The following is a 23,082-nucleotide window of genomic DNA, read 5'->3' as shown; positions in this document are numbered from 1 at the left end:
CATGGAAAGTCCAATCATCAATGACATCCTTTCAGCAAAACAAAACAAAAAAAAACTAATTACTGTTTTATTGGATCCAGATAAGCTAGATTTTAAAACTCTTGATAACACAATTCAAAATATAGATATCGCCAAAGTTGACTATATTTTTGTTGGAGGAAGCATGGTAGCACCGAACCTTACAGATCTATTTGTGCAACAAATAAAGGAATCCACCAATATTCCAATCGTGCTTTTTCCTGGAGATCACACGCAACTTACGAACAAAGCAGACGCAGTTCTATTTTTATCATTGCTCTCTGGAAGAAACCCTGAATATCTGATTGAACAACAGATTAAGTCAGTCCCATTCTTCAAGAAAAACGTTATTGAAATCATCCCAACAGGATATATTTTGATTGATGGTAATACCCAGACAAGTACACAAAAAGTTAGCAAAACAGAACCTATTTGTCAAACAGCTGTTCAACTCATCACAGATACTTCCTTAGCAGCAGAATATCTAGGAAAACAACTCATTTATTTAGAAGCTGGAAGTGGAGCAAAAACTCCTGTAAGCGAAGAAATTATTCAATCGGTTTCAGAAAACTCTAAGCTTCCTATAATTGTGGGTGGCGGATTACGCTCAAAAGAGGCTATTCAAAAAGCTTTTAAGAACGGGGCTGATATGGTAGTAATAGGAACTGCTTTTGAAGAAAATCAAGATATTTTAAACTCTTTATTTTCTTAAAATGAACAGCAAACTCATACTTACGGAAATAAAACTAAAAGGCATACGTAGTAGTGGCCCAGGAGGACAGAATGTTAATAAAGTTGCTACCAAAGTTGAACTAATTTTTGACCTAAATGCCTCCAACGCTCTTTCAGCTTCAGAAAAAAGTAGACTTGAAACTTCTATCAAACATCGACTCACAAAGGAAAAAATCCTTTTACTTCAATGTGATGAAAGTAGAAGTCAGTTAAAAAACAAGAGCATTATAATTAAAAGATTTTTTGAGATTCTTTTAAAAGGACTGAAAAAGGCAAAAGTTAGAAAAGCATCAAAACCAACAAGGGCTTCTATCGCCAAACGACTAAACAATAAAAAAAATCACAGTCAAAAAAAAGCAAATAGACGTAAACCCGATTATTAAGGCCTATAAATTGCCCTTGGATAATCCAATACATTTAACTTTTCTCCCTTTAATTCTTTCAACGCATCTTTGGAAATCCATTGCGCTGAAGGATTTTCTATTAGGGCAATTTCTTCTGCTAGTGCGATTGCAGAGTTTCTTAAATCTTGATTTCTTTTTCCTATTTGCCGAACAGCCCAATTTACAGCTTTTTTTACAAAATTTCTAGGATCACTAGCTTCTCTTAACAACACCGGGTAAAAAGATGTAAAAACACTATTATCAGCATTTTTATCAGCAAAACCATATACCGCCATTAACACCAACCCTGCCCTTTTGATAAATTCTTCTTCTCTTTTACTCCATTCAAAAGCTTTGGTAATAGCCAACTTATGATATTTAATCAACTCCATACAGAAGGAATCGCAAATCTCCCAAGTATCAAATTCTTGAACCCACGACTCTAACAATTCCTCAGAAACCTCAGCGGGTTTGCATATTTTACTGCATAGAATCCTAGCTTCATAAATTCCCGTATCAAATAAAGTAACTCCAAGTTTGGTGTTTTTTCCAATCTCTTTAGCTAATAATTTTAAATCCTTCTGATAAATACCTAAACATTTGGTAGCACTTTGAATACCAAATTTTTCAGCTTTGAAAGCAACTTTTTCTGGATTCCCAAGAACCTCAAGTCTATGTAATACTTCTTCTTTTGTCATCTCTAATGATCTCCATAATCAATTGCATCCATCTTTCCCTTAAAAACGCGATGCTGCAAAATAAAATAAAGCACCACTAAGATAATCCCGACAAGAAACCAATTCAATCCTACAGACAAACCGTACCCTTCGGTTATCGTATTGAAAACAGTAAGCGAATTATTTATGTCATTTGTAGAGGGCAATAAAACTGGGTACATAGCAGCCGCTGTTGTTGTAAAACCACCAAATAAAAATAAGGTAGAGCTTACGAATCCAGAAATTTCATGTTTGAATTTTTCAATTCTGAAAAGACCTACAACACCAAGTATCGTAAGGATTGGAAACACCCACAATACAGGATACTCCAAATAGTTATCAAAAATATTTGGCTGAACGATGTTCAAGGTAGAAACTGATAGTATCAAAAATACCACTAAAACAAAATTCAATCGGAAAATCATTTTTTTCAAACGAGTATTCAAAGATGAATTTGTTTTTAAGATTACCCAATTGGCACCATGGATGGTTAAAGAAATTACTGCAATCACCCCTAACAACAAGGTAAACCAATCAATTACTCCTAAGCGTTCTGCAAGAGGATCCAAACTACTGTTCCACAAAGGCAGAAAAAAATAGGATGCTTCATAAGTTGAAACCCCATTTTCTACACCTCCTAAATTCACACCTCTTACTACGTTACCCAATGCTAAACCGAAAAACAACGCCAACAACAAGCTAGAAACGCCAAAGGCTTTGTCCCATATTACATACCACATAGGGTGCTCTATTTGTCCTCTCAATTCCAACCCAATAGCCCTAAATATCAACAACCAAAGAATCATCATCAAAGGCAAATAAAACCCGCTAAAAGCAGATGCATATAATAACGGAAATGCAAAAAACAACAAACCGCCTGCAGCTATTAACCAAACTTCATTGGCATCCCAAAAAGGCCCAATTGATTTGGTGATTAATTTTTTATCCTCTTCCTTTTTTGCAAAAAACAAATGAACAATTCCAGCTCCAAAATCATAGCCATCAAAGACCACATAAACAGCCAACATTCCAATTAGTACACTATACCAAAATAATTCCATAAACTAAGATTTAGCAGTTTCAGGTCCTTTATACACCAATTTTCCGATCAAAATTAAAAACAGCAAGCCTAACAAAAGATACAACCCAACAAAACCAAGTAACGTGAACAATGTGTTCCCTGAGGAAACCGTTGGAGAAGCACCGGAAGCAGTTCGCATTAAATCATATACCAACCATGGTTGCCTTCCTAGTTCAGCAGTATACCAACCCGTAATATTTGCTATATATGGAAACGGAACCGCAAACAACAAAGCCCATAGAACCCATTTTGTTTTGACCAGCAACCCTCTCCATGATAAAAACAGTGCTAATGCCATTAACCCAATAAACAAAGTTCCCAATCCTACCATTATATGATAAGAATAATACAAGCCAGGAACATTTGTAGGCCAATCATTTTTATCAAACTCATTCAATCCTTTCACCTCAGCATTCCAATCTTGATATGTCAAAAAGCTTAACACATTTGGTACTGCAAATTTATTATCCAAACGTTCTTCCTTCATATTAGGCTGCCCTATCAGAACAATTTCAGCACCACCTTCTTCTGTATGAAAGATACCTTCCATTGCCGCAAAAGAGGCAGGTTGGTATTTTGCCACATTTTTAGCATTCATATCCCCCGTAGGAAAAGCAACAATAAAAGAGGAAAACAGACCAAACACAACCCCTGTTTTCAAAAACAAAGGACCAAATGTTTTATGCTTATTACTTAAAACATAAAACGCTCCAATACTTGCCACAACAAATGAAGCCGTAACTAGTGAAGCTGCTTGATTATGCAAATAGGCTGGCAACAACCATGGATTGGTGAAAAGTTCTGAGAAATGAGTCAATACAAATTTTCCGTTCTCAAGAACCTCATACCCTACTGGGTGCTGCATCCATGCGTTGGTTGCTAAAATAAACCAACCACTCATCCAAGAACCTAGAAACACTAAAAATCCCGTTAAAAAATGCAATTTATGCCCGAGTAATTTTTCTCCAAATAAAAAAAGCCCTAAAAAAGAGGACTCTAAGAAAAAAGAAAACATTCCTTCCATTGCTAAGGTTTGACCGACAACACTACCTGTCAATTCAGAAAATTTAGCCCAATTGGTTCCAAACTGAAATTCCATTGGTATCCCTGTAACCACTCCCATGGAAAAGTTAATAGCAAAAATTTTCATCCAAAATTTTGCTGAATCATTGTACCTGATATCTTTAGACCGGAGAAACTGCCACTTGAAGTAAACAATAATCAGGGAAAGCCCCATGGTTAATTGCGGAAATAAATAATGGAAAGTAATTGTAAATGCGAATTGCATTCTATCATAAAAAAGCATGTCTTCCATACCCGATAAGTTTTACTCAAAGATACGAAAAACAGCTTTTTTCACCCGCAATTAAATAGGAACTTTTTAGTTTTAAAAAAAATTAATAACCTCCTGATACAGCTATATGTTGTCCGGTAATCCAAGCTGCATTACCTGAGGCTAAAAACACAGCAACTTTGGCAACGTCCAAGGGCTCCCCTGTTCTTCCCAATGGGGTGTTAGCAATCATATATTTTTCTGCATCACTCCCGATAACTCCTAATTCTTGCGTTCCTTCAGTATTTATCAAACCAGGCATAATTGAATTTACCCGAATATTTTTCTCTCCTAACTCTTTAGCTAAAACCGAAGTAACTCCATTCAACGCCGCTTTCGTTGCAGTATAAATGGCAGCTCCAACAGTGGGCTGTACCGCCGCTACCGAACTAATATTAATAATAGCCCCACCATTTTTATCAAAATATTTAACAACTTCTTGACAAGACATTATCGGTCCTAGAACGTTAATTTTCATTTGTTCATTAAAACTTGTTTCACTCAATACATCCAACGGCTCAAAATTATAAACACCTGCATTATTTACGAGAACATCTACACTTCCAAACGCTTGATTTGACAAATCAAATAATCTTGTAATATCTGATTGAACTGAAACATCGCCCTTAATCGAAATTGCAACTCCACCATTCTCTCTAATTTCTTTAACCAATAATTCAGCTTTATTTTTACTTTGAAAATAATTTACTACAACGTTGGCGCCCTTTCTAGCCATCTCCCTTGCAATCTCTTTACCAATTCCTTTAGATGCTCCAGTAACAACAACTGTTTTTCCCGATAATTCATTCATAATTCATTTTTTTAGATTCATTTTATACGAACAAAACTATATCTTTGGTATCTACATGTCAAGTATGTACTTTAAAGTACCCTACATACTAAAAAGATTGTATTACTGATTATCAATAAGATAAAATGAACAAAAAAGAAGAAAAATATTTCTGCGCCATAGATTACGCATTTAAAAGAATAGGAGGGAAATATAAAGCAAGGATTTTATGGCAACTCCACAGTAAAGAAATCATGCGTTATGGAGTTCTTAAAAGAGCCATTCCAGACTGTACTACCAAAATGCTTACACAAACTTTAAAGGATTTAGAAAACGACGGATTTATCAACAGAAAAGTATACTTGGAAGTACCTCCGAAGGTTGAATATTCATTGACCAACGAAGGTAAATTATTAATTCCATTTATTCAAAGTATCGGTACCTGGGGACAAGGACAATTAGAAAAACATAAGATCAAAACAATTTCATGCGATTCCTAAAGTCAAAACCCTAATAATCTGTAACATGACCCCAATTTTCTCCGGATTTAATTCGATACAATTGCATCTCTGATACACCAAATTGTTTGGCTATCATTTTCATTCTGGTTTTTCTATTCGGATCATTAATTTTTCTCTTGATCAAACGCACTCTGGCTTCTGTAAGTTTTGCAGAATGAAGTCTTGGTTTTCTATTGATATGAGTAGGTCCACTAAATTGATGCAATTCTTTCTCCCTCTTTGTGGCCCATTTCAAATTTTCAACACGATTGTCCAACTTATCATAATTCAAATGAATTACAAAAACCTCATCTTCTTTTCTTTCTAAAAAGTGTTGCGCAACCAATTTATGAACATACCTACCAGATTTTTTTCCATTGGATTTCTGATATGAGTTCAACATTGGATACCCATTTGTAGGTGTTGTTTTTAGAAGCTGAGTTTTACCATCCTCATCTATAGAGATCACTCTCCCAAGGCTAGATATTCTATTCTTTTTTTTGGTATACAAACCCTCTTCCAACTGAAGATCTTTCCATTCTTCGTTTACGTCTTTTCTAATCATGATCTGTTTTTTTTTAGTGGTTATAAAACACATCTTAATCAATAGCAATATAAATAAATCGCTTTCTCGGGGTTCAGAAAGGATTTTTCAAGTATTTTTTCGAATGGCAAGATATAAATTTTAATGACATCCGCAATTAGAATCACAATCTCCATCATTCTTTCTTTTAAAAATAAACTTTTTTAAAAGAAAAACCATGGCCAATCCTAAAAAAATATACACTAATACCTCTTGCATCATTGAATTATTTTAAAATAGCAAAGGTTATTAAGGCCGAAACATAAGCCAAAAGTCCCATTCCTATTAATTGCAAAACAGGCCACTTCCATGACTTTGTTTCTCTTTTAACAATTGCCAAGGTACCCATACATTGCATAGCAAAAGCATAAAATACTAAAAGAGACATCCCTGCAGGAAAATTAAATCTTTTCTCACCAGTCTCTGGATTTACCTCTGCAGCCATACGTTGTTTAATGGTACCTTCATCATCAGAACCTACACTATAAATTGTCGATAACGTTCCAACAAATACTTCTCTTGCGGCAAAAGAGCTAATAAGTGCAATTCCAATTTTCCAATCATATCCTAAAGGAGAAATTGCGGGTTCAATTATTTTCCCCATCACACCTATATAAGAGTTTTCTAACTTAAATGAGGCTATTTCACTTTCAAGATCTTCTTGACTTATAGTTTTCCCAACCGATTTTTCTGTTACTATTTTTTCAGCGTTTTTAAAATCATCTGTCCCATTAGACGCCAAAAACCATAAAACTATCGAAATTGCCAATATTATTTTTCCTGCTCCTAAAACAAATGCTTTTGTTTTCTCCAACACATCAAAAAAGATGTTTTTCAAAGAAGGTAATTTGTAGTTTGGCATTTCAACAATAAAAAAGTTTTTACTGTCAACTTTCAATACTTTATTTAAAATATAAGCAGACACTATTGCAGAGATAAACCCTAAAGCATATAAAGCCATCAACACTAAACCTTGTATACTAAATATCCCAAGAATTCTGCCTTCTGGTATAATCAATGCAATAATAATGGCATACACCGGCAAACGCGCAGAACATGTTGTAAATGGAGTTACCAAAATAGTAATCAACCTATCTTTCCACCCCCCAATATTTCTGGTCGCCATAATCGCTGGAATTGCACAAGCAGTTCCAGAAATCAAAGGAATTACACTTTTCCCACTCATTCCAAAGCGACGCATAATTTTATCCATTAAAAATACTACACGACTCATATACCCAGTCTCTTCTAACACCGCTACAAACAGAAATAAAATAGCAATTTGAGGAATAAATATTACAATACCTCCAATACCAGGAATAATACCTTCTGATATTAAATCATACAAAACACCTTCAGGCAAATGTTCTTTTGACCAACCACTCAGCTCAGAAAAGAAAACATCAATATAATCCATTGGAACTGAAGCCCAATCAAATACTGATTGAAACATTAACAATAAGATACTCGTAAAAATTACATACCCAAATATTTTATGAGTAAGCACCTTATCTAATTTACTACGCAAGTCCGTCCCCTTGGTTCTATCAACACTATAGGTCTTTTTTAGAATCTCATTTATATATTGGTATCTATAAATGGTTTCTTTATGTTGATATTTTTTTAATTTCTCACCATCTACTTTAAACTTATCAATGATATGTTTAGAAGCTTCAGAAATAAAAGAAACATGATTTTTCTGTGTGATTAACAGCCAGGATTTATATAAAGAAAAACCACGCAAACTTGATTTCACTTCTTTAAAATATTCTTGATCTATTTTCTCTGAAATTGAAAAAAGCGGATTTACATCAAACTCTTGATAATTAGAAATCGCCTGTTTTATGGTATCAATCCCTTCTTTCTTTCTTGCACTTGTGAGTACAATTTTAGTTTTTAATACGGACTCTAATTCGGCTACATCCAAAGAAATTCCCTTACGCTCCATTTGATCCACCATGTTGACCACTAAAATGGTAGGAATTTTTAGATCTTTCACCTGAGTAAACAACAATAAATTCCTTTTCAAGTTCTCAACTTCAGCAACTACAATTACCAAATCTGGATATTCTTTGCTTTCATTATTCAACAAAGTTTCCAAAACTATACTTTCATCTAAGGAAGTTGGATTGATACTATAAGTACCTGGTAAATCCGTAATAATTGCTGAACTACCATCTAACAAATTACAAGTACCTTGTTTTTTATCTACTGTTATCCCTGGATAGTTACCTACTTTTTGCGTTAAACCAGTTAACTGATTGAATAAAGAAGTTTTTCCTGTATTTGGATTCCCTACTAAGGCTACATTTAATTTTTTAGAGCTCATCACACAAACGTTTTACAAGAATTATACGTTCTGCTGTCTCTCTTCTTATTGCAAAATGACTTCCGTTCACATGAATGTATAGAGGATCCCTCAAGGGAGAAAACTGAATCAGGGTTACTTCCTTTCCAGGAATACACCCCATCTCCATTAACGCTAATGGTATTTCATCAAAAGACAACTCTTCAATAATGCCTTTTTCTCCTCTTTGTAAGTTTGCAACGGTATGTATCAATTCTTTGCTATTTTATAAAACAACACTGTTTTAAGTAGTGTGCAAAGATATTAAATTAGAATCGTTCTAAAATAAGTTTTCTATTGTTTTTATTGTGATATGAATGAAAGCTTTATTCCTTTTTTAGAATTTCAATATCATCAATAATTCTTTGGATCTCTTTGGCATCAGTCCCATCATAATACCCTCGAATTCTCTTTTTTTTATCAACTAAAATAAATTGTTCTGTATGTATAAAATCCTGGGAACCACCATCACCTTCATCTAGAACCGCAAAATAACTTTTTCTTGCCAAATTATAAATTTGCTTTTTTTCACCTGTCACTAAATGCCATTTTGAATCAACCACCCCCTTGTATGTTGCGTATTCCTTTAAAACAGCAACACTATCCATCACAGGCGTTACAGAATGTGACAACAACAAAACCTCAGGATCGTTTAAAAAGGCATTTTGAATCTCAACCATATTCGTGGTCATTATGGGACATATAGTTCCGCATCGCGTAAAGAAAAAATCCGCTACATAGATTTTATTAGAAAAGGTTTCTTGAGTAATATTCTCTTCATTTTGATTCACTAAACTGAAATCAGCAATTTTATGATTTTTTTTCACATGCTGCAGTGAAGCATCCACCAATCGTGGATTGACATCAATAGGACTGTATATCGGTAATCGTTTTTCTGGTGTTAATAATTTGTAAAAGACATACACTCCTACAATACTAAAAACCAACATTACTAAAAGTGTTGGAATTGATTTTTTAAAATATTTGATATCCATACGTGCTGTCAAAATTACGATTCTCCTTGGAAGTAATTTATTTTTTATTTGATAAAACAGCCTCTTTAACACAATTTAACTTAACTGAAGGCAATTCTTTCTACAAATCAATTTAAAGCCTTTATTTAAAATTGTACATTTGCTTTCGATTTTTATACCTAAAAAAGCATAATGGAAGTTTTTATCAAAGCATCACAATTCTTATTAAGTCTATCATTATTAATTGTACTGCATGAGCTTGGACACTTTATTCCAGCCAAATTATTCAAAACGAGAGTAGAGAAATTCTACTTGTTTTTCGATTACAAGTTCTCTATTTTTAAGAAAAAAATTGGTGATACAGTTTACGGAATCGGATGGATTCCTTTAGGAGGATACGTGAAAATCTCAGGAATGATTGATGAAAGCATGGACACGGAACAAATGGCACTACCTCCACAACCTTGGGAATTTAGATCTAAACCGGCTTGGCAACGTTTGATTATCATGTTGGGTGGAGTGATTGTAAACTTTATTCTTGGGTTTGCCATTTACATCTTAATATTATTTACTTGGGGAGAAAGTTATTTGCCTAATGACAATGTAAAAGATGGTATTTGGGTTACCGACTCTTTAGGGATTGAGCTAGGTTTAAAAACAGGAGATAAAATAAAAACCGTTGACGGAAATAAAATAAAAGCATTCTCTAGTTTACCAGGTGAATTTATCAATGGAACTTCTTTCGTTATTGAACGAGATGGAGAAACTATTGAAAAACAAGTCCCAGTAGATTTTATTTCAAAATTAATTGAAAAAGGTAAAGGTGTTAGACCGTTTATTTCTCCAAGAATACCTTTTGTCATAGGAGGATTTGGACCAGAATCAAAAAATTCAGCGAGTGGATTACTTCCTAAAGATTTAATCTTAGCAATAAATGGAACTCCAATCAAATATTTTGATGAAGCTAGCGATCTCTTAACTGCATTCAAAAATCAAACAGTAACACTAGATGTTAAAAGAAAAAAAGAAGACATTACATTATCTGTAGACTTAGATGAAAACGGAAAAATTGGAGTTAGCCTTGGAAGTCTTCCAGAAGCGGACATGGAAAGGTTAGGATATTACTCTCTAGAGACAAAAGAATACAGTCTGGCGGAAGCAATTCCTGCAGGAACAGCAAAAGGAGTTAAAACTTTAACTGACTATATCAAGCAACTTAAAAAAGTTTTCAACCCAGAAACTGGTGCATATAAAGGTTTAGGTGGATTTATTTCTATCGGAAGTATTTTCCCATCTACTTGGAGCTGGCAATCTTTTTGGGGCATTACCGCTTTTTTATCAATTATGTTAGGTTTTATGAATCTATTACCGATTCCTGCATTGGATGGAGGACATGTAGTATTTACACTGTACGAAATGATTACAGGTAGAAAACCTTCTGATAAATTTTTAGAATACGCTCAAATAACAGGATTTGTAGTATTAATGGCCTTGTTATTATTTGCAAACGCTAACGATGTAATCAAGCTATTTCATTAAAAAACATCAAACAAAAAATTCTTTTTATCCAAAATAAGAAGGATTTTTTTGCGATCACTCCATAAAAAAAGCCCAACAAAATAATTTGTTGGGCTTTTATATTCTTTGAAAGAATTCTTATTTCAATTCAGCTCTAATAACCTTTGCTTTAGCTTTAGCTTCTTCGTTTCTTTCAATTTTATGCTCAGGACGTGTCCATTTAGGATTTTCTCCTTTGGCTTGTAATTGAGAATCTTCTGCTTCCACTGATTTTGGTTGTACTTTTTTAGTAAAAGGCTTCATAGGATTTAAGCCTAATTTCGCAAACAACTTCATATCTTCATCAACATCCGGGTTTGGAGTTGTCAATAATTTATCACCAGCAAAAATTGAATTAGCACCAGCAAAAAAGCACATTGCTTGTCCTTCTTGACTCATTTGAGTTCTACCAGCAGACAATCTCACTTGTGTCTCAGGCATCACAATTCTAGTAGTCGCTACCATACGAATCATCTCCCAAATCTCAACTGGTTTTTGCTCCTCTAACGGAGTTCCTTCAACTGCCACCAATGCATTAATTGGAGTAGATTCTGGTTGAGGATTTAAAGTTGACAAAGCAACTAACATTCCCGCTCTATCTTCAATTGTTTCACCCATTCCAATAATACCACCTGAACAAACAGTAACATTTGTTTTACGAACATTATCAATAGTATCTAACCTATCTTGATAACCTCTTGTTGAGATCACCTCTTTATAATACTCTTCTGAAGAATCTAAGTTATGGTTGTATGCATACAAACCAGCTTCAGCTAAACGCTTTGCCTGATTTTCCGTAACCATACCTAAAGTACAGCAAACTTCCATATCTAATTTATTAATGGTACGCACCATTTCTAACACCTCATCAAATTCAGGTCCGTCTTTAACATTTCTCCAAGACGCTCCCATACAAACTCTTGATGAACCACCCGCTTTTGCTCTCAAAGCCTGTGCTTTTACCTGCTGTACTGGCATTAATTCATTTCCATCAATATCCGTATGATACCTTGCTGCTTGAGGACAATACCCACAATCTTCTGAGCAGCCTCCTGTTTTAATCGATAACAAAGTTGACACTTGTACCGCATTAGGATCATGATGTAATCTATGTACCTGAGCTGCCTCGTACAACAACTCCATTAATGGTTTATTATATATGTCAAGAATTTCTTCTTTCGTCCAATTATGTCTTACTTCACTCATAATTTTTCTTAATTTAAAGGTTCAAAAGTACGTAATAAAATTGTCTTTATTATGACTTGAATCATAATAAGCAGGAAAAGTATTATTTAGAACTTAACAAAATACTCACCGCATTTCCACCAAAGCCTACAGAATTTACAAGTATGGTTTCTAGCTTCTTTGGCGCTTTTGACATCTCACTAAAAGGCACTGCTATAAATTTTTGATTTTTCAACATCAAAATAGCCAACTCCATACTTAAAACACCAGATGTACCAAGCGTATGTCCTATTTTCCATTTGTTTGTTGTTAGAGATGGCATCTCTTTTCCAAAAACCTTTTTTATAGCATTGTATTCAGAACTATCCCCTTTGAGAGTTCCTGGTGCATGCATCACAACTGCATCTACTGTAGTTAAACCAGCTTCAGTCAATGCCATTTTCATAGACTTTTGAAAACAGTCCGCATTTGCTGAGATGGAAATATTATGTTTTAACTCTTCTGTGGCATATCCTATTCCTTCTATCACAGCCAAGGTTTTTTCAGAAACACCTTTTTCCAAACACATTGCAACAGCCCCCTCTCCAACAACCATTGTATTCATGGATTTATTAAAATCTAAGGCTTTACAAGGATACTTTTCCTCTCCAATTACTGGAGCATAAATTTTTAAAGCTCGCATTTGTGCGATTGTAAATGCTGTATTTGCTGCTTCGCTACCACCTACTAAAAAAGTTTTTGACATTCCTGAACGAATCCAAGCAATTCCATTCAAAACCGAATGCAAAGCGGTGGAACAAGTAATTGAATGACTTATATCAGGACCCGATGTTTGTAAATCTTGGGCAACCCATGAGGCAATATTCCCTAAAGTTGTAGTTGGGGAAGTTAGCGTAGCTGTTTTACCAAATTCATTCTCAATAAAACTATCGTAATAATTTTCAAACAATTCGGTAGCCCCTCTAGAAGATCCTATATTTACACCAAAATCATCACCCCATGCCACCTGTGACAATGCCTTTCTTGAAGTATAGATTGCAAATAAAACTGTTTTATCTAAACCTTTGTACTTAGCATCAGAATTTCTTAATTCCTCTATTTCCTTTTCCAAAGAATGAGGTAGTTCACCAACATAGGATTGAAATTTTTGAAAATCTTTGACACTTAAAAAGGAGGTATCTTTTAAGTAGTTAGCCCAAATTTCTTCAGGATTCGTTCCTAAACTAGAAACCGATGCCAATCCGGTAATAGAAATTTTATCGTTCATGTATACTTAATTAGGCCGCAAATATACATATTAAAACCATTTTTTTCTTTTAAAAAAGACCACACTTATAAGAGACACAACCAACATTACACCTAACAAAATAAAATATCCATTCTCACTTTTAAGCTCTGGCATATTTTCAAAATTCATCCCATATATCCCAGCAATAAAAGTCAACGGAATAAAAACTACTGAAAAAATAGTCAGTGTTTTCATAACCTCATTAAGCCGATGTCCTTGAATGCTAAAAATTAAATTTATTTTACTTTCTAGTTCTTGTATTTCAAAATCAATCTCGCCTATTAAATTATTTGTCTGCTCTTTTAACTCACTAAAATATTTAGTTTCATACTCTTCTAATGTAGACTTCTCTAGTTTAATTATAATATCTCGTAAGCTAATTGTTGCCTTTTTAAATTTAAATAAAACCTGCTTTCTTCGCTCTACACTTACTGTAAATTCCGGGGTTGGTTTTACATTAGAAAAATTAATATCTTTTAATTCCGATCTATCTTCATAAGCATCATGGTAATTATCCACAATAGACTCCAAAATCAAATACAAAAGATAATCTGCATTTTTTTTACGAGCCATTCCTTTATTCGATTCTAAACGTTGCCGAATCCACCCAAAGTGGTCTCCAGGTTTCTCTTGAATAGACCAAATATATTTATGAGCTGCAATGAACACCATTTGCTCTGCGTCAAATGAATCTTCATCCGTTTTTAAGACTCTAATGGTAATCAAGGATAAATCATCTAACTCAATGACTTTATTCGGATGAATATCTTCTGTTAAAAGTTTAGTAAGAAAATCATCTAAGTTATTGTTTTTTACGACTCTTATAAAATCTTGTTTAAAATCAAAACCATAAGTGTTCAACCACTGTATCTTGTCATTTTCTGCAGGCAATTTTATGGCATCTACATCCAATACTTGAGTTTTCACAAACGAATTGGCATCATAATTTATAAGGGTACTTCGACTATTAAAATCTTGATTCATTTTTCTAAATTCAAAAATATTATTAAAAATAACGCTTCGAATTGAAAAATCCTTGTTTTCTAATCGATATTAACGAAACAACTTATAAACCTCAGAACCTGCACTCAAAAAAGCACCCGTGCCATACACCTCTGTTTTATCTGGCCAAGCCTGACCCGGAGCTGCTCCGATTGGCTGTACATACCCCAGCATCCCATCTTCTGTGATGTGACTAACCAAAGAAAACCAAGCATTTTTAACGATAGGTGTATATTGTTCTGCATCTAAAATTCCATTATTAATTCCCCACGCAAGGCCATATGTAAAAAAGGCTGTTCCACTGGTTTCTGGGGTTGGATAAAATTCTTGCCCTAACAAACTCATAGCCCAATGACCATCTTTTGTTTGAATCTTAGCTAAACTTTTTGCCATTTTCTTATAGATTTTCAGAAAATACTTGTACTCTTTTTGAGAGGTATCCAATTCATTCAAAATATTTACAAGACCAGCAAAAACCCAACCATTTCCACGAGCCCAAAACACTTTAGTACCATGATCTTCCTTAGTTTTAAACCTTTCATCTCTATAATACAAACCTTCTTTCTTATCAAACAAGAACTCTGTAGTAGCCTTGTATTCAGACATCATAAAATCTAAATATTTTTGCTCACCTGTTATTTTATACAACTGCGCCCAAACAGGAGGCGACATAAACAAAGCATCACACCAATTCCATCTATCTTGATGAAACGGAGTGCTCCAATTTAATTTACTTTGTGATGGATGGTATCGAATAAACTCAAATTGATTTATAGTTGGCTCAATCATCTTTTTATCTTCGTACTTTTTATAAAGATTGCAATAAAGCTGTCCAACTGTGTGATCATCTGCATGATATTTTCGATGATGCAACTTCCATTCCTGTTCTTCAGCAACTCCCATTAACCAGTCAAAATAAATAGAGTCACCAGATAACTCAGCCCATTTATACATCCCTACATACAATGCCCCATTTGTCCAATCTGCAATATGATGTGCCTTTTTTCTACCACTATAGGTATCCTTAAAATGTTCCATTTGCCAATTGGCAACCTTTTGCATATCGGATTTTACGGAATGAGAATTAATCTCCTGACTCGACAAAGAAGAAATAATAAAAAAAATAAAGAAACTTATTGAATATAGGTTTTTCATACAATGGTTCATTTGTTAGTTGATTTACCAAATGTACCTCAAATAGAAATACATAGCGAAAACAACATACATTTAACTGTTCTTTTAACCGTATAAAACCCACTTAAAAAAGGCACATTTCTGAGTAAAAATGAAAGCACCTGTCATGTTAAATAAAAAAAGAGCTACACATCTGTGTAACTCTTTTAAAGCGAAAGTGAATTCAAATTATTGAATAATAATTTTTTGAGTTTTAGTTATTCCATCCAAACTCATTCTTACGAAATACACTCCGTTAGACATATCCGCTATATCAATTTGTGAATTATCTGATTTAGAATTAAATATCTTAACAACTTCACCTAAACAATTATAAATTTGAATATCTGCATTTTGCAACCCAACAACCTGCAAGCTTTGTGAAACTCTATCCTGAAATATTTTTACATTATCTAGCAACGTATTCTCAGTGGAAAGCGCAGAAGTAAGTACCACTGAAATGTCATCAACATAAATTTTGGCTTCACTCGTAGGCAGCGCTGTAAAATTCACATCACTCCAATATCCAGCTTTTGGATCATTTTGATCAAATGCAACACTAAACGGAGTCCATGTATTTGGTGTTATTGAAGACAAATCAATCGCCAGTGAATTATATTGTCCACCATTTTGCTGAACTGCAATTCTCATTGCACCATCTGTCAATTCAGCATCTATATACACATAAGCTTTTAAAGTATAATTCGCCACTGACTGAAATTCAAACTTACCTTCTCCTCCTGTATTAGACCTCCATGTTTGTAATTTAGGACTTGTGGCTGGAATTGTTTCTGAAAAATCAGCTAATAAGCTATACGTACCGGATTTTTTTTGGTCACTTGACTGTTCAAAACCATCATCTTGAGTCCAAGCATCTACAATATTTCCTGGGGAAGTAGCACCGTTATGGTTTCCATTACTCGTCCATGCAACATTCGTCAACTCAAACCCAAAAGCATCATTATTAAATCCATCAACTTGTGAGAAGCTTTTTACACTCACAAGAACCGTTAAAAAAAGTAATTGTAATTTCATCATATTTAATTATAAGTTAAGTGGCAAATGTAAATTTAGAGCTCACCACTAATGTTTGAAACTATAAATATTTTGTACGAATCCATAAAAACCCAAAGCTCAGAAAAAATCCAGATACAAATTAACCGCTTGATACAAAACATGTACATTTTCGTACAATTAAAAAACACAAACTCCTCATTTTTACATGTTTTAAAAAAACATCTTTATGATTCGTAAAATTCTACTTAGACACCTTTTGGCTATTGTAATTATCCCCTATTCTCTTTTCCAGCTAACATGTTGCCAATCAAAACCGAAGTCAAAAACAATCACTTTTACCACTGAAATATCAGAAGATGCTACGCTTTCAGTTTCTCAAAAAATACTAGATTTAAAGGACCAACCAGATTCAAAAATAATATTTGAAAAAGGAGAATATCATTTTTATCCGAACAAGGGAATTGAAAATTTTCTATACATCTCCAACCATTGTGATTTAATGGTGAACACTGCTTTTCCTGTAGATGGTTTTAAAGGACTAACCATAGATGGGCAAGGGTCTACTTTTGTTTTTCACGGAGTAATGATTCCCTTTCTAATAAACAAGAGCAGTAATATCGAAGTAAAAAACCTAACTATAGACTGGAACGATAGCTTTCATAGTGAAGCGAAAATTGTTGCAATAAATAAAAAAGACAGAACTTTTGATATGAAAATTTCGAAAGATTTCCCATACGAAATACGGAATGAACAAATTTACTTTATAAAGCCCTACTATGAACATACTCTTGGTCAATCTATATTATATGATACATTAAGAAATGCTATCGCTTTTAACACAGAAACTTATACCGATATTACCTCAATTGGAAAAACAAAACATCATTTTAAGCTAAATGACATTGAATATAAATACGATCATGACAAAAGAGCGCCCGAGTACAAAGACATTGGACATGAGTATAAATTAAAAGTAGTACAATTAAAACCAGGGCTTGTAAGAGTCTACAATCATAAAAAAAATCTCCCCCCAGTTGGTACAATTCTAACTATGAAGGGGGAACAAGGTGTCAACAGAGTTTCACCAGCCTTTAGAGTTGCACATTGTACAAATTTCAGCGCATCAAATGTAAACATACACCATGCAGGTGGAATGGGTATCATTGCTGAAAACTCTTCAAATTTAACCCTAGACAATTTTAACATCACTCCTTCAAAAGGACGAATGGTATCTACTACTGCAGATGCCACTCATTTCGTTGGTTGTAGTGGTAAAGTGACTCTTAAAAACTGTACTTTCCAGAACCAACTCGACGATGCTTTAAATGTGCATGGTACTTACCAAAAAATAGTTGACATCCTAGGAGACTATCAAATCGGAGTTAGAATGATGCATCATCAACAAAAGGGGTTTGTTATAGGAAAACCAAATGAAAAGATTGGATTTGTACGACTTGAGGATTCTTTTTTCCCTTATAAAAAAAGTAAAATCAAGGATATTAAATACGTTAATAGTCGCTATCAAATTATAACTCTAGAATCAAAAATACCTACAAACCTGAAGGTCGGTGATCTTGTAGAAAATTTAGATGGTTACCCAGAACTACTAATCCAAAACTGCAATATTAGCAATAACAGAGCGCGCGGTTTACTCATCTCTAATCCTGTAAAAACGACAATAGAAAATAATTATTTTAGTACCGAAATGGAAGCCTTGCTTATCCCAGTAGAAAGCGGTTATTGGTATGAATCAGGTAATGCTGCAAACGTAATTATCCGAAATAATACGTTTCAAGATTGTCAACACAGCGGATTTAACCACGGAGTAATTCGCTTTGTTACCGATGATGACAACGAAAATATCGCTTTCAAAAACATTGAAATTACCGGCAACAAATTCAACCATTTTGACAATCTAATTTTAGAAATAGCAAATACAGACGGCCTACTCTTTCAAAACAACACCATAACAAACTCAAACACGTTTACTCAATTACATCCCGAAAACCCAGTTATTAGAGTTAAATCATCTAAAAACATTGTCTTTAAAAACAATAACTACCAAGGAAATATTCCTCAGAACAAAATTATAGATGCAAAAGAAAACGACACACAAATGAGCTTTGAATAATACAAATATCAAAAGGAAATAGATTCAAATTTCTGACAAAAAATAAAATAGATTATATTACAGAGCATAATTCTACATAAAATTATTTAAAAATATTATTGTCACAAGATCTTGAATACTTTAAAAAATATCGTCATTTTCCTTTTGATATGGGCAATTTCTTTCTCATTATCTGCTCAAAAAAACACCATTCAGAATGTGCAAAAACTAACGATTTCTGATGGCTTAGCACACAATGGCGTTACATGTATTCTTGAAGACTCGAGAGGTTATATATGGTTTGGCACCTACGAAGGACTAAGCCTATATGATGGTTACGAATTTAAAACCTTTAAAAACACAGTTGACCTCAACATACTAACTAGCAACCGAATAAGATCCCTTTCTGAAGATTTTAAAGGCAATATTTGGATTGGAACAGATGAAGGAATAACCCTCTACGACAATAACACCAACTCCTTTAAAAAAATCTATTCCAATCAAAACAGTAGTGGACCCATTGTTAGAAGCTTTTTCTTTAACAAAACCACAAATGAAACTATTTGTGGTACTGAGAAAAATGGTATTCTTATATTCGACTACAACTATTCTTTTATTAAGAAAAAAGATACTAAATCAATTCATCCGACACGAAAAATTTCATTTTTTAGCGGTATAACTCTTAACAAAGAAGAATATCTTTTTGCTACAAACAATGGAGTTCTCTTATATAATTCTAAAAAAAACAGTTTAGAAAAAATATTGAAAAACATCAACTATGCAAGAACACTTCTTAAAATAAATGATGAAAAATTTTTAGTTGCAAAGCTAAAAGGTTTGGAAACGATAGATTATAATATTTCTCAAAACTCATATACAGCAATAAACAATCCTACCCTTTCCAACTCTCAAATCAATACGCTATGTTTGGATATTCATAAAAACTTATGGCTAGGACTACTCAATAATGGATTAATCAAAATTCCTTCACCAAACTTCACTCAACCTTTAAAAATCAAAAATCTATTAAAATTCAAAGACAAAAGTAACACACTAAGATCCAGCTCATTAATTATATCTAGTCAAAACCATTGTTGGTATGGATCATTTAACAAAGGTGTCTATAAATTTGACTTAAAGCAAAATGGATTCCATCATTATACTGCTGAAAACAACAAAAAACACGGCATTAAATCCAACTTAATTTCTTTCCTGACAAATTATGATCAAGATAGAATACTATTGACCGAAAATACAGGAGGTATTTCAACTTTCAATACGAAAACGCATCAATTTGAAACACTCCCTTTTGACTTAAACCAGAGGTTACAAAAAAATGTGAGAAGCATATTTAGAGACTCTAAACAGAATATTTGGTACAGTTTCTCAGGAGACACCCAACTATACTTAAGAAGAAAAGGAAAAACTAAATCAGAAAAAATAATTCTAAACCCTGAGGAAAACGTACAAATAAGAAGTTTCACAGAGGATCAATTTGGCAACCTCTGGATTTCAACAATTTGGGATGAAATCTATAAAATATCCATTGACACAAAAAACAATATAAAAAACATTGAAAAGTTAAGTGACAATTCTTTTTTCGACACACATAAACTCGGCCTTATACGCTGCATTTACTCAGACCCCATATCAGACATTATATGGATTGGTTCAGAATCAGAAGGTCTTTTTCGACTACAAAACACGATGAATTCTAAATTAAAAGACATAGAAATCGATCAGTTTTTATTTGACCCAAACAAAAATTCCATCTCTAGTAACTTTATTACTTCAGTAATACGAATACCAAACAATGATTTATGGATTGGAACTGAAGGGGGTGGATTTTGCAAAATGAATAACAGTATCGGTATTCCTAATTTCAACCCAATAACTGAAAAGAATGGCCTTGCTAACAATGTGGTTAAAAACATACTTTACGAAGGAAAAGATGTTCTATGGATCCCTACAAACATTGGATTAAGTAAATACAGCATACATGATGGCAAATTCAGAAATTTCCATAGTTCAGATGGCCTACCTTTTGAAGATTTTTGGTACACAGTTTCTATATTAAAAAACGGAACATTTATGTTGTCCGGTGTGAATGGCCTGTGTTATTTTAAACCTTCTGAAATATCAAACCACGAAACTTTGCCGAAACTTCAATTCGATAATTTTAAAATACACCAACAAAACTATCATAACAACGACTCTCTTTCTAAAACTGATTTCTTCATCAAGAAAATCCCAACTTCAAAAAAAATTGAACTGAATTATGATGAAAATATTTTTTCTTTGGATGTAACAAGCTTGCATTTTTCAAATGTAAAAAGCCATAAAATTAGATATAAACTACATCCGTTAAACAACAACTACATAGAGGTTTCATCATTAAAAAAAACTATTAATTACAATGGACTCTTGCCTGGTATATACCAATTAACAGCACAGGCATCAAACTCCCTCAACCAATGGACGGAGCCAAAAACTATTACAATAATAATTTCACCTCCATTTTGGAAAACGAAGAGCGCGTATTTCTTCTATGTTATATTCTCTCTATTCATCCTTGTAATTATTCTAAAAGTTATTTTAAAAATTCAATCTCTCCGTCATAAAGTAGAAATAGAACAACTTGAAACTAAAAAAATTCAAGAAATAAACAGAGCAAAACTTTCTTTCTTTTCAAATGTATCGCATGAAATAAAAACGCCAATAACGCTCATTTCTGAGCCTTTAAAATTGGTAATATCAAAACTTAAAGGCAACAGAGAGCTCGAAACGAAACTTGAATTAATTCAGCGTCAGACAAAAAAAATCCTAAGACTTATTGATCAAGTCCACGATTTTCAAAAAGGTGATGCTAGAGCTTTAAAACTGCACTATACAAGATTTGATTTCAATTCTTTTATTGAAGAGGTTACACAAGATTTTAAACAACTTGCTTTAAACCAACAAAAAAACTTTGCAGTAGCTAGTTCAAGTAAAAAAATCATTGTCTCCGCCGACAAAGACAAGCTAGAAAAGATATTTGATAATTTATTAAACAATGCATTCAAATTTACTAATGTAGGTGACACTATTCAACTTGACTATTCTTATAACGAAAAAGACCTCATCATCTCAATCACGGACACTGGAATTGGAATAGACAAAAAAGATTTGCCTCATATTTTTGAAAGATTTTATAGATCACAACAAAACATCGAAGGATCAGGAATTGGTTTAGCTTTCACCAAACAATTAACAGAAATGCACTATGGATATCTTGAAGCGTTTAGCAATAAAAATAATGGGACAGAAATCAAATTAAAGCTCCCCATAGTAAAAGAAATTCTTGATAAAGATAATATTATCATACCCCAATTACCACAAGAAGAAAAAGTTACCTATCCAAAAGATTTTTTCACTAACAATACTACAACTAACCCCATAAATACGTCAGGTGAATACAGCAATTCAGTACTATTCTATGTTGAAGATGATTATGAACTACGTTCCTATTGTACAGATTTGTTAGCCACATATTTTAGAGTAAAATCGTTTGAAAACGGAGAAGAATGCCTCAAAGCAATGGAAGACGAATGGCCTGATATTATTATAAGTGATATTCAAATGCCAAAAATGAACGGATTAGAACTCTGTATTCAGGTAAAATCTGATTTAAAAACGAGCCACATCCCTGTCATCCTTCTTACAGCGTTAAGTAAAATTGAAGATCACATTCAAGGAATCAAAGACGGTGCGGATGCTTACATCAGAAAACCTTTTGACGCACAACACCTTATTACAAATATAGAGGCACTATTAGCAAACCGAAAACAACTTAGGGAAAGGTATCAAGTAGGTATACCATTAACCAAAGAAAACAATCAAAACAACAGAAACGACAATGCTTTTTTAGAGAAACTATACAATTTGATCGAAAAAAACATAGACAATCAAAATTTCGACCTAAACACCCTAGCAAAGGAACTTTATTTAAACAGGACTCATTTTTACCAAAAAGTAAAAGTACTAACAAACCAAACTCCTTTAGAACTAGTGAGAATGTATAGGTTAAAAAAAGCTGCTGATTTATTACTCCACGAAAAACTTTCAGTTAACGAAGTGTTTTTAATGACTGGATTCAAAAGCAGACCGCATTTCTCAAAAATATTTAGAGAAAAGTATGGTGTTCCTCCCGGAAAATATGTAAAATCTTTAGACTAATTTTTTTTGTTTTTGGGCTAGATATGTACAACTCAATACATATTATTTATATTTTCGTACAATCTCTAGCACATAGGT

General features: G+C 33.4%; 19 protein-coding genes. 6 read left to right on the top strand and 13 right to left on the bottom strand.

Translation table 11 applies throughout. The features are described 5' to 3' along the window. Position 1 precedes the first annotated feature (1 nt). Positions 2–730 carry a phosphoglycerol geranylgeranyltransferase gene (locus AC2DGP_RS12185; protein ID WP_484490335.1) on the top strand — a complete coding sequence of 243 codons (729 nt, stop codon included), beginning with the start codon at positions 2–4 and terminating at the stop codon, positions 728–730. 1 nt (position 731) lies between these two features. Then, positions 732–1,133 carry an alternative ribosome rescue aminoacyl-tRNA hydrolase ArfB gene (gene arfB, locus AC2DGP_RS12180; protein WP_484490334.1) on the top strand — a complete coding sequence of 134 codons (402 nt, stop codon included), beginning with the start codon at positions 732–734 and terminating at the stop codon, positions 1,131–1,133. On the opposite strand, the gene AC2DGP_RS12175 is transcribed toward arfB, so the two are convergent. The 4 genes from AC2DGP_RS12175 to AC2DGP_RS12160 all read right to left on the bottom strand — a co-directional run bounded on the left by AC2DGP_RS12175 (position 1,130) and on the right by AC2DGP_RS12160 (position 5,074). Continuing rightward, positions 1,130–1,831, bottom strand: a complete 702-nt coding sequence (locus tag AC2DGP_RS12175; protein WP_484490333.1) for a DNA alkylation repair protein — start codon at positions 1,829–1,831, stop codon at positions 1,130–1,132. The two genes, arfB and AC2DGP_RS12175, sit on opposite strands and share 4 nt — an antisense overlap. Before the next feature lie 2 nt (positions 1,832–1,833). After that, complete coding sequence (gene cydB / locus AC2DGP_RS12170; RefSeq protein ID WP_484490332.1) at positions 1,834–2,910, bottom strand: cytochrome d ubiquinol oxidase subunit II; 1,077 nt, start codon at positions 2,908–2,910, stop codon at positions 1,834–1,836. A 3-nt stretch (positions 2,911–2,913) separates the two neighbouring features. After that, a complete protein-coding gene (locus AC2DGP_RS12165) occupies positions 2,914–4,245 on the bottom strand; it encodes a cytochrome ubiquinol oxidase subunit I (protein WP_484490331.1) in 1,332 nt (443 codons plus the stop codon). Positions 4,246–4,327: 82 nt separating this feature from the next. Next, entirely contained in the window at positions 4,328–5,074 is a 747-nt protein-coding gene (locus AC2DGP_RS12160) for an SDR family NAD(P)-dependent oxidoreductase (RefSeq protein WP_484490330.1), read from the bottom strand. 125 nt (positions 5,075–5,199) lie between these two features. On the opposite strand from AC2DGP_RS12160, the gene AC2DGP_RS12155 reads away from it, so the two are divergent. Next, positions 5,200–5,553 (top strand): winged helix-turn-helix transcriptional regulator, encoded by a 354-nt coding sequence (locus AC2DGP_RS12155; protein ID WP_484490329.1) that lies wholly within the window; start codon positions 5,200–5,202, stop codon positions 5,551–5,553. A gap of 10 nt (positions 5,554–5,563) precedes the next feature. Here the strand turns inward: AC2DGP_RS12155 and AC2DGP_RS12150 are convergent, their stop codons facing one another. From AC2DGP_RS12150 to AC2DGP_RS12135, 4 genes are all read right to left on the bottom strand, one after another. Beyond that, a complete protein-coding gene (locus tag AC2DGP_RS12150; RefSeq protein ID WP_484490328.1) occupies positions 5,564–6,118 on the bottom strand; it encodes an HNH endonuclease in 555 nt (184 codons plus the stop codon). 244 nt (positions 6,119–6,362) lie between these two features. Next, a complete protein-coding gene (gene feoB / locus AC2DGP_RS12145) occupies positions 6,363–8,465 on the bottom strand; it encodes a ferrous iron transport protein B (protein WP_484490327.1) in 2,103 nt (700 codons plus the stop codon). Beyond that, positions 8,455–8,697, bottom strand: coding sequence for a FeoA family protein (locus AC2DGP_RS12140; RefSeq protein ID WP_484490326.1), 243 nt, complete (start codon positions 8,695–8,697; stop codon positions 8,455–8,457). Before AC2DGP_RS12140 ends, feoB begins: the two co-directional genes overlap by 11 nt. 112 nt (positions 8,698–8,809) lie before the next feature. Then, positions 8,810–9,478 (bottom strand): SCO family protein, encoded by a 669-nt coding sequence (locus AC2DGP_RS12135; protein ID WP_484490325.1) that lies wholly within the window; start codon positions 9,476–9,478, stop codon positions 8,810–8,812. A gap of 171 nt (positions 9,479–9,649) precedes the next feature. Between AC2DGP_RS12135 and rseP the strand changes: the two genes are divergently transcribed. Next, positions 9,650–10,996, top strand: coding sequence for an RIP metalloprotease RseP (gene rseP, locus AC2DGP_RS12130; protein ID WP_484490324.1), 1,347 nt, complete (start codon positions 9,650–9,652; stop codon positions 10,994–10,996). A gap of 117 nt (positions 10,997–11,113) precedes the next feature. On the opposite strand, the gene bioB is transcribed toward rseP, so the two are convergent. From bioB to AC2DGP_RS12105, 5 genes are all read right to left on the bottom strand, one after another. Beyond that, positions 11,114–12,220, bottom strand: coding sequence for a biotin synthase BioB (gene bioB / locus AC2DGP_RS12125; RefSeq protein WP_484490323.1), 1,107 nt, complete (start codon positions 12,218–12,220; stop codon positions 11,114–11,116). A gap of 82 nt (positions 12,221–12,302) precedes the next feature. Beyond that, entirely contained in the window at positions 12,303–13,466 is a 1,164-nt protein-coding gene (locus tag AC2DGP_RS12120) for a beta-ketoacyl synthase N-terminal-like domain-containing protein (RefSeq protein ID WP_484490322.1), read from the bottom strand. 30 nt (positions 13,467–13,496) lie between these two features. Beyond that, positions 13,497–14,471, bottom strand: coding sequence for a CorA family divalent cation transporter (locus tag AC2DGP_RS12115; protein WP_484490321.1), 975 nt, complete (start codon positions 14,469–14,471; stop codon positions 13,497–13,499). A 69-nt stretch (positions 14,472–14,540) separates the two neighbouring features. Next, positions 14,541–15,644: a glycoside hydrolase family 88/105 protein gene (locus AC2DGP_RS12110; protein ID WP_484490320.1), complete on the bottom strand. Its 1,104-nt coding sequence runs from the start codon at positions 15,642–15,644 to the stop codon at positions 14,541–14,543. Positions 15,645–15,851: 207 nt separating this feature from the next. Continuing rightward, positions 15,852–16,700, bottom strand: coding sequence for a T9SS type A sorting domain-containing protein (locus AC2DGP_RS12105; RefSeq protein WP_484490319.1), 849 nt, complete (start codon positions 16,698–16,700; stop codon positions 15,852–15,854). A 205-nt stretch (positions 16,701–16,905) separates the two neighbouring features. On the opposite strand from AC2DGP_RS12105, the gene AC2DGP_RS12100 reads away from it, so the two are divergent. Together AC2DGP_RS12100 and AC2DGP_RS12095 are read left to right on the top strand one after the other, a co-directional pair. Beyond that, positions 16,906–18,810: a right-handed parallel beta-helix repeat-containing protein gene (locus AC2DGP_RS12100; protein ID WP_484490318.1), complete on the top strand. Its 1,905-nt coding sequence runs from the start codon at positions 16,906–16,908 to the stop codon at positions 18,808–18,810. Between the two features lie 111 nt (positions 18,811–18,921). Next, complete coding sequence (locus AC2DGP_RS12095) at positions 18,922–23,004, top strand: response regulator (protein ID WP_484490317.1); 4,083 nt, start codon at positions 18,922–18,924, stop codon at positions 23,002–23,004. The last annotated feature ends 78 nt before the right edge of the window (positions 23,005–23,082 follow it).

The sequence above is a fragment of the Flavicella sp. IMCC45537 genome (assembly GCF_057197705.1).
Note: the sequence above shows the minus strand (reverse complement) of the source record. Positions and strands in the feature narration are given on the sequence as shown.

Excerpts from the sequence above, each read along its gene's own strand:
- AC2DGP_RS12185 (WP_484490335.1), top strand. The coding sequence starts at position 2 with ATGGAAAGTCCAATCATCAATGACATCCTTTCAGCAAAACAAAACAAA.
- arfB (WP_484490334.1), top strand. The coding sequence starts at position 732 with ATGAACAGCAAACTCATACTTACGGAAATAAAACTAAAAGGCATACGT.
- AC2DGP_RS12175 (WP_484490333.1), bottom strand. The coding sequence starts at position 1,831 with ATGACAAAAGAAGAAGTATTACATAGACTTGAGGTTCTTGGGAATCCA.
- cydB (WP_484490332.1), bottom strand. The coding sequence starts at position 2,910 with ATGGAATTATTTTGGTATAGTGTACTAATTGGAATGTTGGCTGTTTAT.
- AC2DGP_RS12165 (WP_484490331.1), bottom strand. The coding sequence starts at position 4,245 with ATGGAAGACATGCTTTTTTATGATAGAATGCAATTCGCATTTACAATT.
- AC2DGP_RS12160 (WP_484490330.1), bottom strand. The coding sequence starts at position 5,074 with ATGAATGAATTATCGGGAAAAACAGTTGTTGTTACTGGAGCATCTAAA.
- AC2DGP_RS12155 (WP_484490329.1), top strand. The coding sequence starts at position 5,200 with ATGAACAAAAAAGAAGAAAAATATTTCTGCGCCATAGATTACGCATTT.
- AC2DGP_RS12150 (WP_484490328.1), bottom strand. The coding sequence starts at position 6,118 with ATGATTAGAAAAGACGTAAACGAAGAATGGAAAGATCTTCAGTTGGAA.
- feoB (WP_484490327.1), bottom strand. The coding sequence starts at position 8,465 with ATGAGCTCTAAAAAATTAAATGTAGCCTTAGTAGGGAATCCAAATACA.
- AC2DGP_RS12135 (WP_484490325.1), bottom strand. The coding sequence starts at position 9,478 with ATGGATATCAAATATTTTAAAAAATCAATTCCAACACTTTTAGTAATG.
- rseP (WP_484490324.1), top strand. The coding sequence starts at position 9,650 with ATGGAAGTTTTTATCAAAGCATCACAATTCTTATTAAGTCTATCATTA.
- bioB (WP_484490323.1), bottom strand. The coding sequence starts at position 12,220 with ATGAGTGAAGTAAGACATAATTGGACGAAAGAAGAAATTCTTGACATA.
- AC2DGP_RS12120 (WP_484490322.1), bottom strand. The coding sequence starts at position 13,466 with ATGAACGATAAAATTTCTATTACCGGATTGGCATCGGTTTCTAGTTTA.
- AC2DGP_RS12115 (WP_484490321.1), bottom strand. The coding sequence starts at position 14,471 with ATGAATCAAGATTTTAATAGTCGAAGTACCCTTATAAATTATGATGCC.
- AC2DGP_RS12110 (WP_484490320.1), bottom strand. The coding sequence starts at position 15,644 with ATGAAAAACCTATATTCAATAAGTTTCTTTATTTTTTTTATTATTTCT.
- AC2DGP_RS12105 (WP_484490319.1), bottom strand. The coding sequence starts at position 16,700 with ATGATGAAATTACAATTACTTTTTTTAACGGTTCTTGTGAGTGTAAAA.
- AC2DGP_RS12100 (WP_484490318.1), top strand. The coding sequence starts at position 16,906 with ATGATTCGTAAAATTCTACTTAGACACCTTTTGGCTATTGTAATTATC.